Source organism: Adhaeribacter terreus, assembly GCF_042657365.1.
Taxonomy (GTDB): domain Bacteria; phylum Bacteroidota; class Bacteroidia; order Cytophagales; family Hymenobacteraceae; genus Adhaeribacter_A; species Adhaeribacter_A terreus.
In genome coordinates, this window is sequence record NZ_JBHSKT010000003.1 from 101,580 (window position 1) to 116,805 (window position 15,226).

General features: G+C 44.5%; 13 protein-coding genes. 9 read left to right on the plus strand and 4 right to left on the minus strand.

Features of this window, described 5'->3' with window-relative positions; all coding sequences use genetic code 11:
• Positions 1 to 16 precede the first annotated feature (16 nt).
• Genes ACFPIB_RS05780 through ACFPIB_RS05795 form a run of 4 tightly spaced genes read left to right on the plus strand, consistent with a single transcriptional unit; the run spans position 17 to position 5,566 of the window.
• Entirely contained in the window at positions 17 to 715 is a 699-nt protein-coding gene (locus tag ACFPIB_RS05780; RefSeq protein WP_378016482.1) for a hypothetical protein, read from the plus strand.
• 2 nt (positions 716 to 717) lie between these two features.
• Complete coding sequence (locus ACFPIB_RS05785) at positions 718 to 2,385, plus strand: S8 family serine peptidase (protein ID WP_378016483.1); 1,668 nt, start codon at positions 718 to 720, stop codon at positions 2,383 to 2,385.
• 57 nt (positions 2,386 to 2,442) lie between these two features.
• The gene (gene rpe, locus ACFPIB_RS05790; protein ID WP_378016484.1) at positions 2,443 to 3,099 is read left to right on the plus strand and encodes a ribulose-phosphate 3-epimerase; all 657 of its coding nucleotides are present in this window, start codon (positions 2,443 to 2,445) and stop codon (positions 3,097 to 3,099) included.
• Between the two features lie 16 nt (positions 3,100 to 3,115).
• Positions 3,116 to 5,566, plus strand: coding sequence for a TonB-dependent receptor (locus tag ACFPIB_RS05795; protein ID WP_378016485.1), 2,451 nt, complete (start codon positions 3,116 to 3,118; stop codon positions 5,564 to 5,566).
• Positions 5,567 to 5,750: 184 nt separating this feature from the next.
• On the opposite strand, the gene ACFPIB_RS05800 is transcribed toward ACFPIB_RS05795, so the two are convergent.
• Together ACFPIB_RS05800 and ACFPIB_RS05805 are read right to left on the minus strand one after the other, a co-directional pair.
• A complete protein-coding gene (locus ACFPIB_RS05800) occupies positions 5,751 to 6,614 on the minus strand; it encodes a DUF2911 domain-containing protein (protein ID WP_378016486.1) in 864 nt (287 codons plus the stop codon).
• A gap of 112 nt (positions 6,615 to 6,726) precedes the next feature.
• Entirely contained in the window at positions 6,727 to 7,410 is a 684-nt protein-coding gene (locus ACFPIB_RS05805) for a YiiX/YebB-like N1pC/P60 family cysteine hydrolase (protein ID WP_378016487.1), read from the minus strand.
• Positions 7,411 to 7,739: 329 nt separating this feature from the next.
• On the opposite strand from ACFPIB_RS05805, the gene ACFPIB_RS05810 reads away from it, so the two are divergent.
• The 5 genes from ACFPIB_RS05810 (at position 7,740) to ACFPIB_RS05830 (ending at position 12,963) form a co-directional block, all read left to right on the plus strand.
• Positions 7,740 to 8,522 carry a C39 family peptidase gene (locus tag ACFPIB_RS05810; RefSeq protein WP_378016488.1) on the plus strand — a complete coding sequence of 261 codons (783 nt, stop codon included), beginning with the start codon at positions 7,740 to 7,742 and terminating at the stop codon, positions 8,520 to 8,522.
• Complete coding sequence (locus tag ACFPIB_RS05815) at positions 8,523 to 9,998, plus strand: RimK family protein (protein WP_378016489.1); 1,476 nt, start codon at positions 8,523 to 8,525, stop codon at positions 9,996 to 9,998. It abuts the gene before it with no gap.
• Positions 9,982 to 11,229 carry a carboxylate-amine ligase gene (locus ACFPIB_RS05820; RefSeq protein ID WP_378016490.1) on the plus strand — a complete coding sequence of 416 codons (1,248 nt, stop codon included), beginning with the start codon at positions 9,982 to 9,984 and terminating at the stop codon, positions 11,227 to 11,229. Before ACFPIB_RS05815 ends, ACFPIB_RS05820 begins: the two co-directional genes overlap by 17 nt.
• Before the next feature lie 90 nt (positions 11,230 to 11,319).
• A complete protein-coding gene (locus tag ACFPIB_RS05825; protein ID WP_378016491.1) occupies positions 11,320 to 12,024 on the plus strand; it encodes an N-formylglutamate amidohydrolase in 705 nt (234 codons plus the stop codon).
• A gap of 57 nt (positions 12,025 to 12,081) precedes the next feature.
• Positions 12,082 to 12,963 carry a class II glutamine amidotransferase gene (locus ACFPIB_RS05830; RefSeq protein WP_378016492.1) on the plus strand — a complete coding sequence of 294 codons (882 nt, stop codon included), beginning with the start codon at positions 12,082 to 12,084 and terminating at the stop codon, positions 12,961 to 12,963.
• Positions 12,964 to 12,966: 3 nt separating this feature from the next.
• Here the strand turns inward: ACFPIB_RS05830 and ACFPIB_RS05835 are convergent, their stop codons facing one another.
• Together ACFPIB_RS05835 and ACFPIB_RS05840 are read right to left on the minus strand one after the other, a co-directional pair.
• Positions 12,967 to 14,337: an ArnT family glycosyltransferase gene (locus ACFPIB_RS05835; protein ID WP_378016493.1), complete on the minus strand. Its 1,371-nt coding sequence runs from the start codon at positions 14,335 to 14,337 to the stop codon at positions 12,967 to 12,969.
• Positions 14,338 to 14,633: 296 nt separating this feature from the next.
• Entirely contained in the window at positions 14,634 to 15,146 is a 513-nt protein-coding gene (locus tag ACFPIB_RS05840) for an FKBP-type peptidyl-prolyl cis-trans isomerase (RefSeq protein ID WP_378016494.1), read from the minus strand.
• Positions 15,147 to 15,226: the final 80 nt, after the last annotated feature.

Consider the following 15,226-nt stretch of genomic DNA (forward strand, 5'->3'; position numbering starts at 1 on the left):
AACGCTATCTAATTTTATGAAAAAAGTCGGGTATTTGCTGGTGCTGTTTGCGGGTTTGTTTTACGGTTGCACCGAAACGGAAGAAATTAACGACTCGGTTACGGGCAAAGCTTTCTATCCGCTCAGCATCGGCGATTACCGGATTTATAACGTTACGCACGTGCGTTTTGCCCAGGATACGATCAGCGATTCCACCAGTTTTCAATTGCGGGAACGGGTAGATACGCTCTTTACCAACCTGGCCGGCGAACCGACTTTTAAACTTATCCGTTCCAAAAGAATGAAACCGGAAGACCCGTGGCGCGATGATTCTGTGATCACGGTTTCAATTTCCAGCAGCCAGGTGCGCCGCACCGCCGATAACCTCAGCCTGGTGAAAATGGTATTTCCGGTTACTGAAAATAAAACCTGGAACCCGAACGTTTTCAATACGCTGGAACCCGGTAATGCGAAATATGTGAACGTGAATCAGCCTTACGCAGTGAACGGGCAGAATTTCCCGAATACGGCTACTGTACTGGTAAACGATTTCGTTTCGGTAATTAATAAAGATGTGCGCACCGAAGTTTATGCCGAAAACGTGGGTATGATCTACAAAGATTACGAAGTGCTGCAATATTGCAACGACAACCAGCTTTGCGATGTGGGCGTGGAATATATTTTATTTGGTTACCGCCGCACCGAAACGCTGGAATCTTACGGGAAAACGGAATAATTATGAACAGACTTTTTGCTGCTTTTTTCATACCGTTTTTTTTTATTTCGCTGCATCCGGCTCTGGCTCAGAATTCTGATAAGCATTTCGTTTATTTCAAAGACAAAGCCAATTCGCCTTACAGCCTTTCCAAACCGGAACAATTTCTTTCTCCGGCTGCCCTGAAACGCCGGCAAAAGCAAAAGATTACGCTAAACCAGCGCGACCTGCCTGTAAACCCAAGTTATGTAACTGGGTTGAAAGCGTTGGGTGTGGAAGTGCGTTACAAAAGTAAATGGCTGAATGGCGCTGTTATTGTTTGCGATTCTGCTAAACTGATGCAGGTTTTAGCTCTTCCATTTGTAAAAAACGGCCAGACTTTAAACCGGGAAATACCTGGAAAAAAGGGCGATGATCCGGAGCAGATAGAAGTTCTGATCTCGGGTTCGAGCGCGTTGAACGCGCGTAAAACCGCCGATCCGGCCCAATATGGTGAATCGTATCTTCAGGCTGAAATGATTGGTGCCACGCAAATGCACGATGCCGGTTTTCACGGAGAAGGCATGACGGTGGCAGTTTTCGATAACGGTTTTCCGGGTGTGGACCGTACCATCCCGTTTGCGCATTTGTACCAGAATAACCAGGTAAAAGGCGCTTATAATTTTGTTGCCAATAATAAAAACGTTTATTCGCGCGGCGGACACGGCACCAACACGCTTTCTAATATTGCGGCTTATCAACCCGGTAAATTTATTGGCACGGCTTATAAAGCCAACATTTATTTGTTTGTAACCGAAGATGATGACGGCGAAAATCCGATAGAAGAAGCTTATTGGCTCATTGCCGCCGAATATGCCGACAGTGCCGGGGTAGATGTGATCAATTCTTCTTTAGGTTACAGTAACAAATTCGACAATCCCTCATTAGAACATACTTATGCCGATATGGATGGCAATACTACCATTGTAACCAAAGCTGCTGATATTGCTGCAAGTACTGGGATGCTAGTGGTAAATTCTGCGGGAAATGAAGGTGATAAAACTTGGCGTTACATTATTGCCCCTGCCGATGGCGATTCTGTTTTAACCGTTGGTGCTGTGGATGCCCAGACCAATAAAGCCAGCTTCAGTTCTTTTGGACCAACTTCTGATAACAGAATAAAGCCAAATCTGGCAGCGATGGGCGTGCAGGCCGCGGTAGTCAATTCCTTCGGTGAAGTGGGTAAAAGTAACGGAACTTCTTTCTCCGGTCCGATCCTGGCTGGTCTGGCAACCGGTTTCTGGCAGGCCAATCCGCAACTCACCAACATGCAGGTTATTGAGTATCTGCAGCGTTCGGCAACCCAAGCCAATAATCCGGATAATAATTTGGGTTATGGAATTCCGAATTTTATGAAAGCGCAGGAATTGGTTTCGAAGGATTTCGGCCTGGTAAATACCTTAACGCTTTATCCAAACCCCACCAATACCAATGTCCTTCATTTAGGATTTGCTGAAATGGCTTATGCCGGACCGGTAGATATAAAAATCTATGACCGGACCGGACGCCTGGTAGATCAGGTTTTATTGCAACGGGAACTTGGCCAGCCAATGGAATTTAAACTAAGTTCTGCGGTAGTTTCCGGCTTGTATATTGTGCAGGTAGCTTGGGCTGAAAATGTAGAAACCCTTCGGTTCGTGAAATTGCCGTAATTTTAATAAATCCGTACTTTTACCGCTGAAATTCATAGCGTTTTTAACAACAATATTATGCCCCCAATTATTGCTCCCTCGGTTTTGGCTTCCGATTTTGCCAACCTGCAGTCAGAAGCCGAAATGCTGAACCGCAGCCAGGCCGACTGGTTCCACATCGACATTATGGACGGCCGTTTTGTGCCGAACATTTCTTTTGGTTTACCGGTACAAGCTGCCATTAAAAAACATGCGCAAAAGCCGCTCGATGTTCATTTAATGATCGTGGAGCCGCAGCTTTACATCGAAGATTTCCGCAAAGCCGGCGCCGATATTATTACCGTACATTACGAAGCCTGTCCGCATTTGCACCGCGTAATTCAGCAGATTAAACTTACGGGCGCCAAAGCGGGTGTTGCCTTAAATCCGCATACACCGGTTAGCGTGCTGGAAGATATTATTGCCGATATTGACCTGGTGTGCTTAATGAGCGTGAACCCGGGTTTTGGCGGTCAGAAATTCATTGAGAATACGTATGCCAAGATCGAAAAACTGAAGACGATGATCGTTGCTCAAGGTTCTTCTGCTCTGATAGAAATTGATGGCGGCGTAAACCAGGAAAATGCACCGAAGCTGATGAAAAGCGGCGCCGATGTATTAGTAGCCGGTTCTTTTGTATTCACTGCTGCCGATCCTGAAAAAACCATTGCCGACCTGAAAAATATCGCGTATTAGAATTTACGTTTGCTGCATGCTGAGAAATACCCTGGCCATTTTACTTTTTTTATTATTGAATCAAATGGCCTGGGCGCAGCAGGCAACCTTAACCGGTACCGTTAAAACGGCAGAAGGCGCACCGCTCGAATTGGCTGCCATTGCTTTAAAAGGTACAACTTCCGGCACCCAAACCAACGCCCAGGGGCAGTTCCAGTTATCTGTTCCGGCCGGCGAAAGTTTTACCGTTGTAATGCAGTATGTAGGTTTCAAAACCCAGGAATTGAAGCTCAAACTGCAGCCCGGCGAAACCCGCAACATTTCGGTTAGTATGCAGCCGGACGTTAAAATGCTGAACAAAGTGGTGGTGCGGGGCCGCAGTGAAAACGACACCCGCGAGGAAGTAAGCATCATGAAGCTTGATCCGCGCCTTTCCAGTACCTTGCCTTCGGCTTTCGGCGATTTTAATAAGATACTGGTGGCTTTGCCTGGCGTGGTTAGCAATAATGAGCTTTCTTCTACCTATTCGGTGCGCGGTGGAAACTACGACGAGAACCTGATCTACGTAAACGGAATCGAAATTTACCGGCCGTTTTTAGTTACCAGCGGGCAGCAGGAAGGTTTGAGTTTTGTAAATCCGGAAATGGCGGGCAACGTGGAATTTTCTTCCGGCGGCTGGCAACCTAAGTACGGCGATAAGCTTTCTTCGGTACTGAATATCAAATACAAACAACCTACCAAATTTGCCGGCTCCGTAACCGGTGGCTTAACCGGCGGTGCGGCGCATCTGGAAGCTGCTTCCAAGAATAAAAAGATCAGTTATTTGTTCGGAGCGCGCCATAAAGATGCCCGCTATCTGTTTCATAGCCTGGAAGTGAACGGTGATTATAAACCTGTTTTTTCAGATTTTCAGAGCTACGTGACTTTTAACTTCACAAAAGATAGCGTTTTAACACCCCAAAAACCGGCCCGCACAAGTTTAGGAATTTTAACCGCTTTCGCCCGTAATCGTTACGAGTTAAGCCCCACTTCTTCTACCACTAGTTTTGGCACCGTAAACCGTGTAGTACGTTTGCAGGTGGAATACGAAGGCCGCGAGCAAATGCAATACGAAACGTACCAGGCCGGCCTGAATTTAACGCATCGTTTTACCGACTGGCTTACATCCGAACTCATTCTTTCTGGGGTAAGATCTGACGAACGGGAATTCCGCGATACCGAAGCTTTTTACCGTTTTTGCGATGTGAACACCGATCCTTCTTCACCTGGTTTTAACGAATGCGTTCGTTCCCGCGATGTAGGCAGCCGCTACGATCACGCCCGGAATACTTTGCGGGCCGTAATTGCTTCGCTGGAAAACCGGAATACCTATCGGGCCAATGCTTATAATACTTTACAGTGGGGTATGAAAGCGAGCCGCGAGCAAATAGACGATAATCTTTCGGAGTATAACTTTATTGACTCTACCGATTATGCCGTGAACCGGAGTTTACTGAAAACGAATATCGGGCTGGAAACTTACCGCTACCAGGCTTACGCGCAACATACCATTGAACTCGATTCGCTTAAAACGCTTACTTATGGTTTACGAGCTAGTTACTGGAATTTCAACAAGGAATTCACCATTACGCCGCGCGTACAATATGCCTTTACGCCGGCCCGAAATCCTGATATTTCTTATAAACTGGCCGCCGGTTTGTATTACCAGCCACCATTTTACCGGGAGCTACGCAATGCGCAGGGCGAACTGAACCGGAATTTAAAAGCGCAACGTTCAGCCCACTTTATTGCCGGTACCGAATACCGTTTTAAGAAATGGAACCGCGATTTTAAACTTACTGCCGAAGCTTATTACAAGCATTTAACCAACGTTGTGCCTTACGATGTTGAAAATGTGCGCCTGCGTTATTATGCTCTCAATAATGCCAAAGCATACGCCGCCGGTTTCGATGTGCGCGTGAATGGAGAGTTCATTAAAGGTGCGGAATCTTGGTTCAGTTTAGGAGTGCTTACTACTAAAGAAGACATTGAAGGCGATAAACGGAATATTCTGGATGCGGAAGGAAATGTGATCGGGCAGGAGGATATTGGTTACATACGTCGCCCGAATGATCAGAGGATTACCTTGGGCGTTTTCTTCCAGGATCATTTACCAAACAACCCCACTATAAAAATGTACCTGAATATGCTTTTTGGTAGTGGTCTGGCCTTTAGTTATCCGGGAAATCCGGGAGGCAGAGGTGTGCTGCGTGGTAGAGCATATGTCCGTCCGGATGTTGGTTTCTCGAAGCTGATTACTTTACGCGATGCTTCCGCGCAAAACAGCCCGTTCGAAAGCCTCTGGATAAGCCTGGAAATTCTTAACCTGGTGGCAGCCAATAATTTAGTAGGCTATAGCTTTGTAGAAGACATTAATGGCGTGAATTATGCCGTGCCCAATTATCTTTCCGCCCGGACTGTGAACCTGCGTTTTATTGCGCGGTTTTAATTAAATGGTTTAAGGGTTAAATTGTTGAATTTGTTCAATAAAAAAAACGCTATACTTTTTGAGCTAAAAAGTATAGCGTTTTTTTTATGCTTTAAATTAAATTGAGTAGTGAATTATAACTGCCTTATTTCAATCAAAACAATACTTTAATCTAAACTAACCATTTACCATTAAACCATTTAAATCAGTTCATCCGAATCCGCCAGTCTTTTAAGGCAAGTTCCAGGTCGGGTTCGAACTGCTTGAAAGATTCTTCTTTCTCACCGAGTTTAATGGCTTTTTTAACCAGGTTTACCGCTTCCTGATATTCGTTGTGCTGGGCGAGTAATTGCGCTTTCAGCCAGTTATTGTAATAGTTATCGTCAATGGAAATCGATTTGTTTATCCATTCTAAAGCCAGTTCCGGTTCTTTGTTTTTCTGCAACAGGTAGCTTACCGCTTGGGCATATAACCGCCAGTCGTTCGGTTTGGCTTCAGCCAAGGCTGCTTTAATATTGGCCAGCGCTTTCTGGTCAACTTCCACTTCAATATGGATCGGGATCCGGATCTTTTCCCAGTTAATATTCAGTTCGCCGGAATTTGATTTGATGTCGGTAAAAGAAAAGAAAAGCGTTTCGTGAAAATCATCCGGAATGGCTTGTACCGGAACGCGTAAAACGTCGTCTTCGGTTTTATAATCGAAAGCACCCCACTGGTTCAGTTTTTTGTTGAAAATGATAGTCCAGTTATCGTGTGTTTCCGGAATGGTAAAAAGGGAATAGGTGCCGGCTTTCAGTTTTTCGCCCTGCACAATTACGTCGTCGCTGAAACTGATCATGGTGGCCTCGTTCGCACCGGTTCGCCAAACCTGCCCGTAGGGTACCAGTTTGCCCCAGATCTCACGGTTTTTAACGCCGGGCGTGTAATAATTTACTTTAATTTCGGTTAAACCGATGGTCTGGCTAACTACGGCTTTGGGACTGGCAAGCGGCAAGTTTAATTGCTGCGCATTTACCATAAACGTTAAAAAGTGAAAGCAGGAATATAGGAGCAGAAGTTTCAGTTTCATATTTCAAAAAGTGATCAGGTGCGTTCGGGTTAAACAGTGCAGACCTGAAAATGATTTCACCCGTAAAAAAAATGGTATAAAAAATTATGCCAAAACCCGCAAAAAATAGAATTTAAGCACTTTTTTTTCTTTTAGCCGGCTGCCCGTAAGGGAAATACATTTTCAGTTTCTTAGAGCACGAAATGCCGCCGGGGTTTAATCCGGGATCGTTCTGCGGTACGCGGGCATTCAGTTGCTGAAAATATTCTACCCAGAGCGGCATGATTTGGTCAGAGCCTGGCGTGGCGTAGGTCATGGGGAAAAGCGGGAAAATTTCAAGTTGGTTATTGGCGGCTTTGAAAATTTCGTACACCAGTTCTGAACAGTAATACGCATCGTTGTTCAGCGCAAAAACATCGTCGTAAGGCTTTTTCAGCAGTTTTTCGCCTTCATTTAAAGCCTTCGGAATCAATTTCTGATAAGGTTTCCGAAGGCGGCCTACGGCTACTTTAGGTTTTTTATGGGCATCTAGCTGGCGGTTCAGAAATTTTTCGAGTGGCGTATAATGTACATCCGACCCAATGGCTTCCAGTACCAGCACGTCGCCGTTGGGCTGAATCTTTACAATGCCTACATGCGAAAAATCGGAATTTTTATAGCCCGTCGTTACGCTTTCAATGGCCTCGCACATGTCGCCGCAATCCAGGTCCTGAAAGAGAAGGTCGCCGTTTTTGAGCTTAAAGGTTTGCTGGGCCGAAGCCGGAGTAATAAAAAACGGTAGGCAAAACAGTGTAAAAATTAAGAACCGGAACTGCATATTGTTGTGAGAGTTAAAGCATTAATTTTTACAAAGATAAAGTTTGCAGCCCGCCAAAACAAAACCCGGGTTTTACTTTAAAAACTATAGCGTTTTAGCCTGAAATTTTTTCGGTAGGTTGTTAATAAATTTCGCAGCACGAAAAAAAAAAAACGCTATGGTTTAGGCATTAAAAACTGGTTGAAGCTTCAATTTATGAAAAGCTAAATTGCTGAAAACCATTTAGCAGCTTGACGGAAGTAAGATTTTTTGGTCCAAATTTCAGACTTCCGTTAAAATAGCCGTATAAGGTGAAAAACTGATCTCAGAATTCACGAATACCGTTTGCCGTGCTCGATATAAAACTGCTCAATAAACTCCAGATCCTGACGCAACCCGACGATTCTACCTGCGGACCGACCAGCTTACATGCCGTTTATCAATATTACCAGGATCAGATTCCGCTGGAAGAGGTGATAAAAGAAGTTTCTTTTCTGGAAGAAGGCGGAACGCTGGCCGTTTTATTGGCTTGTCATGCCTTGAAACGCGGTTACAAGGCCAAAATCTATTCGTACAACCTGCACGTTTTTGATCCGACCTGGTTTCGGAGCACCAACGAGAAAATTATTCAGAACCTGGAAGAACAATTGCTTTATAAATCCGATCCGAAATTGCAGATGGCTTCCAAAGCTTACATCGAATTTCTGAAACTGGGTGGCGAACTGAAGTGCGATGACCTGACCGTAGAGTTACTGGATAGTTATTTTTCGAAAGGTCAGCCCATTTTAACCGGTTTGAGCGCCACCTATTTATACAACTGCGCCCGCGAACGCACCAACGAACGCGACGAAGCCATTTACGACGATGTGCGCGGCGAACCGCTGGGCCATTTTGTGGTGCTTTGCGGCTTTACGCCCGAACGCGATAAAGTTATTGTGGCCGATCCGTACCAGGAAAATCCGTTTTTCCGGAATAATTATTACCAGGTGAAAAGCACGCGCCTGATCAATTCTATTATGCTGGGCATGGTTACCTACGATGCCAATCTGCTTATTATTGAGCCGAAAGATGTAGGAAATAACGAACAGCCAGCTTTACAACCCGAAACTTTTACCCAATCATTTTCTTCTTAAATGCGCAAAATTGTAATCGTTAATAATCTTAAAGACTGGGATTTTAACATAGACGAAGTTGAAGTAGTAGCTGCGCAAGCTTACCTTACCGACCCGGCTTACACCGAAATAAAGAACGCCCGCATTTTTAACCTTTGCCGTTCCTATAAATACCAGAGTACCGGTTATTATGTATCGTTACTGGCTGAAGCCCGCGGGCACCGTGCCATTCCGAACGTAACCACTATTCAGGATCTGAAAAGCCAGACCATTGTGCGGAGCATTACCAACGAACTGGACGAACAAATTCAGAAAAGTCTGCACGATATTAAAAGCCGGGTTTTTACGCTCAGCATTTATTTCGGGCAGAACGTGGCAAAAAAATACGAGAAACTGGCAAAGCAACTCCACGATCTTTTTCAGGCACCATTGCTGCGTGCCGAATTCATTTTCAATAAAGAATGGATCCTGCACAATATTTCGCCGATTCCGTTGAACGAGGTACCGGAAAACCACCGCAAATATTTAATGAGTTTTGCAAAAGCGTACTTTGCCCGCCATCGTTTTACCGGCCCGAAGCCAAAAACCAAGATCTACGACCTGGCTATTTTAACTAACCCGCTGGAAAGTGATCCGCCGAGCAACCGAAAAGCCATTCAGCAGTTTATTGAAGCTGCCGAAAGCCTGGGTTTTGCAACCGAATTAATTACCAAAGACGATTACAAACGTCTGTCGGAATTCGATGCATTATTTATTCGCGAAACAACTTCGGTAAATCACCATACATACCGGTTTGCCCGCCGCGCGCATGCCGATGGGTTAGTTGTGATAGATGATCCGGTTTCTATTTTGCGCTGTACAAACAAGGTTTATTTAGCCGAATTACTTTCCAAAGCGAAGGTTCCGATACCAAAAACGATGATCATTCATAAAGAGAACCGTGACCTGGTAATTAAGGAACTGGGCTTGCCGGTAGTACTGAAGCGTCCGGATAGTTCTTTTTCGCAGGGCGTAGTTAAAGTTACCGATGAAGCCAGTTTGCATGAAGAATTAGACAACATGCTGGAGCTTTCAGACCTCGTGATCGGGCAGGTTTTTATGCCAACGGATTTCGACTGGCGCGTGGGAATTTTAGACAAGCAACCGCTTTACGCCTGCAAATATTACATGGCCAAAGACCACTGGCAGATCTATAACTGGGAAGGCAAAAAAAGTGAAATTACCGGCAATGCCGAAACTGTTCCGATCGGTGATGTTCCGTTTCATGTAATGCACACGGCTTTGAAAGCTGCTAATTTAATTGGCGACGGTTTGTATGGCGTAGATCTGAAAGAAATTGAAGGCCAGGCGTACGTAATTGAAGTGAACGACAACCCGAGCATTGATTATGGTTGCGAAGATCAGGTTCTGCATAAAGATCTGTATCTGAGCATTATGAAATCAATAAAACGAAGAATCGAAATTCAAAAGAATATCACGAATGAGCAAGCCTCGTAAACCGCTGCATTTATTTGAAGCCTACGGCGTGGAAATGGAATACATGATCGTGAAGAACAACACGCTGGAAATTCTGCCCATTACCGATAAAGTGATTTATGACGTTGCCGGCAAATTCGATTCGGATGTGGAGTTCGATGACATGGCCTGGAGCAATGAATTGGTGCTGCACGTGATAGAACTGAAAACCAACGGCCCGGCTAAAACGCTAGCGGGTTTGCCCGAAAAATTCCAGGCGCAAGTAGAACATATCAACAAACTACTGGAGAAATATAATGCCAGGTTATTAGGCAGCGGCGCGCACCCGTTCATGGATCCGTACAAAGAAATGTGTTTGTGGCCGCACGATTATAACCAGATCTACGAAGCATATAATAAGATATTCGATTGCCGCGGACACGGCTGGGCGAACCTGCAAAGTACGCACCTGAATTTGCCTTTTGCCAACGATGAAGAATTCGGGAAACTGCACGCGGCCATCCGGGTTTTACTGCCCATAATTCCGGCTTTAAGCGCTTCGTCGCCTGTTCTGGATAATAAGATTTCCGGCTTTGCCGATACGCGCCTGGAGGTTTACCAGGGTAACCAAAAGCAGATCCCTAGCATTGCGGGTAAAGTTATTCCGGAACAGGTTTTCAGTAAAGCCGAATACGAGCAGAAGATATTTAAAAAGATCTACGCCGACATTGCCCCATACGACGAAGACGAAATTCTGCGCGACCAGTTCCTTAATTCCCGCGGCGCCATTGCCCGTTTTGACCGGGGCGCTATTGAGATCCGCATCATTGACATTCAGGAATGTCCGCAGGCCGATATTGCCGTATTATATGCCGTAATCGAAACGCTTAAAACCCTGGTGTCAGAAAAATGGACTTCGTTGGATGATCAGAAAAAATGGCACGAAACCGACCTGGCGGAAATTCTCTGGAAGGTGGTAAAAAACGGACAACAGGCAGTAATTGATAATGCCGATTATCTGAAGTTATTCGGTTATGACAAAGCTGAGAGTTGCACCACTTTAGAACTCTGGCAACACATTTTCGATACGGTTTTAGCTGCTGCAATTACTGATGAAAAAACGAAAGCGGCTTTGACTTTTATCCTCCAAAACGATACCCTTTCGGCCAGAATTGTAAAAGCTTTGAAAGGGAATTCTTCGCCGGAAAATATTAAAAATGTGTATGAACAGTTAGCAGATTGCCTGAAATCCGGGAAACAGTTTTTAGGTTAAAAACCATAACGTTTTTTTATCTTCATCAGATCTACAACCTCCCAGGTTTTAAAGCCTGGGAGGTTTCGCTACTTTAAAAAATAAACAGAAATGCAAAAGATCCTGATAACCTGCGAACATGGCGGCCGCGAAATTCCGGAAGCACACGGGCATCATTTTCATGCGCACCAGGAGTTATTGGAAACCCACCGCGGCTGGGATATTGGCGCACTGGAGCTTTATGAAAAATTTGTAGCTGCAGGTGCCGATGCATCTTTCTTCTCGGAAACCAGCCGGCTTCTGGTAGAATTGAACCGGTCGTTGCATCACCCGAATTTGTTTTCGGATATTACGCGCCAAACGGCGGAAGTGGAAAGAGAGGCAATTCTGGAGGCACATTATCATCCATATCGGCAGCAGGTTGAAAAAACTATTCAGACTTTTATAGCCCAAAATCATAGCGTTTTGCATTTGTCGGTACATTCTTTTACGCCGCAGCTTAACGGGGAAATACGGAATGCCGATATTGGGTTGCTTTACGATCCGCAGCGGAAAACCGAAAAAGAGTTTAGTGCTTTGTGGAAACAGGAATTTGAGAAGCTGGATCCAGACCTGAAAGTGCGGTTCAATTATCCGTACCGAGGCACCGCCGATGGATTTACTACGTATCTGCGCAAACTTTTTCCGGATGAGCAATATGGTGGAATTGAGCTGGAAGTGAATCAGAAATATCCGCAATGCAATGCCGGAATATGGGAAAATGTACAGCAAATTATTGTGCAAAGTTTCCGGAATGCCGTAAACGTAAGGAGTTAGAATCTTTCGAAATTTTCAATTTTTAATTATTAATTTCTAATTATTAATTAGCGTAATATGTGCCGGTTTGTTGCTTACATCGGAAAGCCGATCATGATGTACGACCTGCTTTTCAAGCAAAAAAATTCCCTGATCAAGCAGAGTGTTAAGGCGAATGAAATGGAGGAACCGCTGAACGGCGATGGTTTTGGCGTTGGCTGGTACACCCCGGAAGCCAATGATATGCCGGGACTTTTCGTTTCGGTGAGGCCGGCCTGGAACGACCGGAATTTAAAATACATCGCGCCTAAAATAGTTTCTGATTGTCTGTTTGCACACGTGCGCGCCGCTACCGAATCGCCGGTAAACGAACTGAATTGCCACCCTTTTCATTATGGTCAGTTTCTCTTCATGCACAACGGCGATATTGAAGGTTTTCAGAAAATAAAGCGCGAAATGATCCGCCATTTACCCGATAATATTTACGCCAATATTTTGGGCCTTACCGATTCGGAACATTTGTTCGCGTTGTTTCTGCACCAGATGGAAAAGTTGCAAAACGAAAATGACCTGCCTACCCGCATGGCCAATGCCCTGGAAAATTCTATTGTGGAAGTGGAAGAGATTAAAGCGCGGCTTAAAATGAAAGACCCGAGTTATATAAATGTTTGTGTAACCAACGGAGATACTATTGTGGCAGTACGATACGTTTCTGATCTGAGTCTGCCCGCTTCCACTTTATATTATACCGAAGGAGCAGTTTATACTTGCGAAAACGGTATCTGTAAAATGGAAAAAAGTAAAGATAAGACCAGAAATGCTGTGCTCATTGTATCGGAAAAACTAAACAGCCGTCGCTCTGACTGGAAACCGGTGCCCGTAAACCATATAATAACCGTAAACCGCGATCTGGAAATAAATGTAACGGTTTGTCAGCGTACGCTTAAAGTGCAAGCCTGAATTTTACCGGCCCGACGCTGCGTATTTTTCTGGTTTCTCTGAAGCTATAATTTGCTTTTGTTGCCTGAAAAATTCGGCGCAGAAAACGGTAGCAAAAACCAGTAAAAACCAAACCGGTTCTTTAAAACGCGCGCAGCCAATTGGTCCGGGCGCGGCCGCCATATAACCCATCAGCAGAACCGCAAAAATTCTAATGGCTAGGTTTTGTTTCCGAATGAAAAACGCCCAAAAAGCAAAGGCCAAGGCCGTTATTAAATTGGCGGCAAAGATCAAAGCCATGTAAACGGTAAGGCCCAGCGGAATTTTGGAGAAATAATTAAATATGCCGGCAAATCCGTGTTGGCGCACTTCATTAAAAAATCCGAATTCCGTTTTGGTTTGCAAAGGCGGCAGAAAATTTACCATATCGTAACGGCCCGGATCCAGGAAAAAATTGATCGCACCCCGGAAATGCAGCCACGCATAAAGCCCGATATTTTCTTTTATAATGGCAAAACTTTCCTTTTCAATGTGCTTTAAACGCGCTTCCAGGTTGGCATAATCGGCGTCGGTCTGGTTAATTTTTTTCACAATAGCTTTGGCCGAATCAATGCCGTGCAGATGTTTTAAAAGCTCGTAAGTATTGTAATCGGAGAGGTTGTAGGTTTTAATTGACGTGTAATGAAAATAGCCCGTTACCTGCTGGTTATAAAAACACAACGTTGCAATTGCAACCGGCATGATCAGGCTTTGCAGCAGCAATATTTTTGGCCTGTTTTTCCATACCAGGTAGCCCATAAAAAGCATGTTCGGCAGCCAGAAATAAACCAGCACCGGTTTGGTTAACACCGAAAAAGCCAGCAATATATTATAAAGCAACATCCATTTGGGATTCTGGGTTTGCAGGTATTTTACCAGGCAGAAGAATGCCCAGAATAAGCCGGTTTCGAGCACCAGTTCGCTCATGACCATATTGGTATAAACCAAGCGGGTAGGGAAGAGGAGCAACGAAAAGAACAATATTCCGTGCAGGTATTTTTTCGGAAGCTTTACATCTTTCAGCAGCCAGACCAAGCCCGTAAAATTTACAAATGCCAGCACATTCTGCACCAGCAGAACGGCAAAATGCGAAGCCGAAATTTGTTGTATTAAATAGATCAGGTAACCGTAAACCGGCGTACGGAGCGTCCACATTTGGTAAATGAACGGTTTTTGCCATTTCCAGGAATAAAGGCTGTCGTGGTTTTTAATGTTTTCGGCCTGGTACAAATATTCCTGCGAATCGGTGAGATAGAGGCTTTTATAATGCAGCGCCAATCCGAAAAAAATGATCTGTAAAGCCAGCGCGCCAATCAGAACCGGATAATGATGCTTCAGAAAATTGCGGAATTCCATGCCCGAAAATAAGCAATATCCGGTTGTAGAGACGCAAAACTTTGCGTCTTTTCACGAATTCGAATCTTAATTTTACTTTTTCACGCGATCCAGATTCAAATATTGCCTTTTTAAGGAGTGAATATTTTACTTTGGTTACTTCCCGTTTTCTTTTTGCAAAAAAGGCAGACGCAAAGTTTTGCGTCTCTACAGGAATTACCGGACAAAATAAAACCGGAAGCTATTTAAAACTTCCGGTTTTGAATTTACTTTTAGGCTCAAAACGCTACCGTTTTTACCTTAAAAAGTCAGTTCTATTAATGGTGATGACCGCCTGCTCCGTGCACGTGGCCATGTGAAATTTCTTCTGAAGTAGCTTCGCGTACTTCTTCTACGGTACCCTCGAAGAACATCGCCATACCGGCTAACGGGTGGTTGAAGTTCATTTTTACTTCTGTTTCACCAATTTCTTCTACCTTGCCTTGCAGTTGGTTGCCTTCGGCATCAGACATTGGCAGGAAGTTGCCAACTTTCAGCATTTCTTCGTCAATTTTGCTATCTACTTCAAAAACTGCTTTCGGAATAGAAACAATTGCGTTTTCGTCCGGATGACCGTAACCTTCTTCGGCTTCCAGTTTAAATTTAAAGCTTTCGCCTTGTTCTTTGCCTTTCAGGTATTCTTCAAATTTATCGGGCAGGCCGCCGGCGCCAAACAAAAACACCATCGGATGCTCTTTTTCGGCTGTTTCCACTAAAACGTGTTCGCCGGTTTCGTCTTGTACTTTAAGCTCGTAGGTGAGCGAAACCACGGTGTTCTCGCTGATCTTCATAATTGTGTCGTTTTTTTCAAAGGTAGTTTCTTAATTAAGAATTAAAAATTAATAATTAAGAATTTTAGATTTGGTAAACG

What these genes read in the sequence shown, in the direction of transcription:
- ACFPIB_RS05785 (WP_378016483.1), top strand. Translation starts at nt 718, where the DNA reads ATGAACAGACTTTTTGCTGCTTTTTTCATACCGTTTTTTTTTATTTCG.
- rpe (WP_378016484.1), top strand. Translation starts at nt 2,443, where the DNA reads ATGCCCCCAATTATTGCTCCCTCGGTTTTGGCTTCCGATTTTGCCAAC.
- ACFPIB_RS05780 (WP_378016482.1), top strand. Translation starts at nt 17, where the DNA reads ATGAAAAAAGTCGGGTATTTGCTGGTGCTGTTTGCGGGTTTGTTTTAC.
- ACFPIB_RS05820 (WP_378016490.1), top strand. Translation starts at nt 9,982, where the DNA reads ATGAGCAAGCCTCGTAAACCGCTGCATTTATTTGAAGCCTACGGCGTG.
- ACFPIB_RS05815 (WP_378016489.1), top strand. Translation starts at nt 8,523, where the DNA reads ATGCGCAAAATTGTAATCGTTAATAATCTTAAAGACTGGGATTTTAAC.
- ACFPIB_RS05830 (WP_378016492.1), top strand. Translation starts at nt 12,082, where the DNA reads ATGTGCCGGTTTGTTGCTTACATCGGAAAGCCGATCATGATGTACGAC.
- ACFPIB_RS05795 (WP_378016485.1), top strand. Translation starts at nt 3,116, where the DNA reads ATGCTGAGAAATACCCTGGCCATTTTACTTTTTTTATTATTGAATCAA.
- ACFPIB_RS05825 (WP_378016491.1), top strand. Translation starts at nt 11,320, where the DNA reads ATGCAAAAGATCCTGATAACCTGCGAACATGGCGGCCGCGAAATTCCG.
- ACFPIB_RS05800 (WP_378016486.1), bottom strand. Translation starts at nt 6,614, where the DNA reads ATGAAACTGAAACTTCTGCTCCTATATTCCTGCTTTCACTTTTTAACG.
- ACFPIB_RS05840 (WP_378016494.1), bottom strand. Translation starts at nt 15,146, where the DNA reads ATGAAGATCAGCGAGAACACCGTGGTTTCGCTCACCTACGAGCTTAAA.
- ACFPIB_RS05835 (WP_378016493.1), bottom strand. Translation starts at nt 14,337, where the DNA reads ATGGAATTCCGCAATTTTCTGAAGCATCATTATCCGGTTCTGATTGGC.
- ACFPIB_RS05805 (WP_378016487.1), bottom strand. Translation starts at nt 7,410, where the DNA reads ATGCAGTTCCGGTTCTTAATTTTTACACTGTTTTGCCTACCGTTTTTT.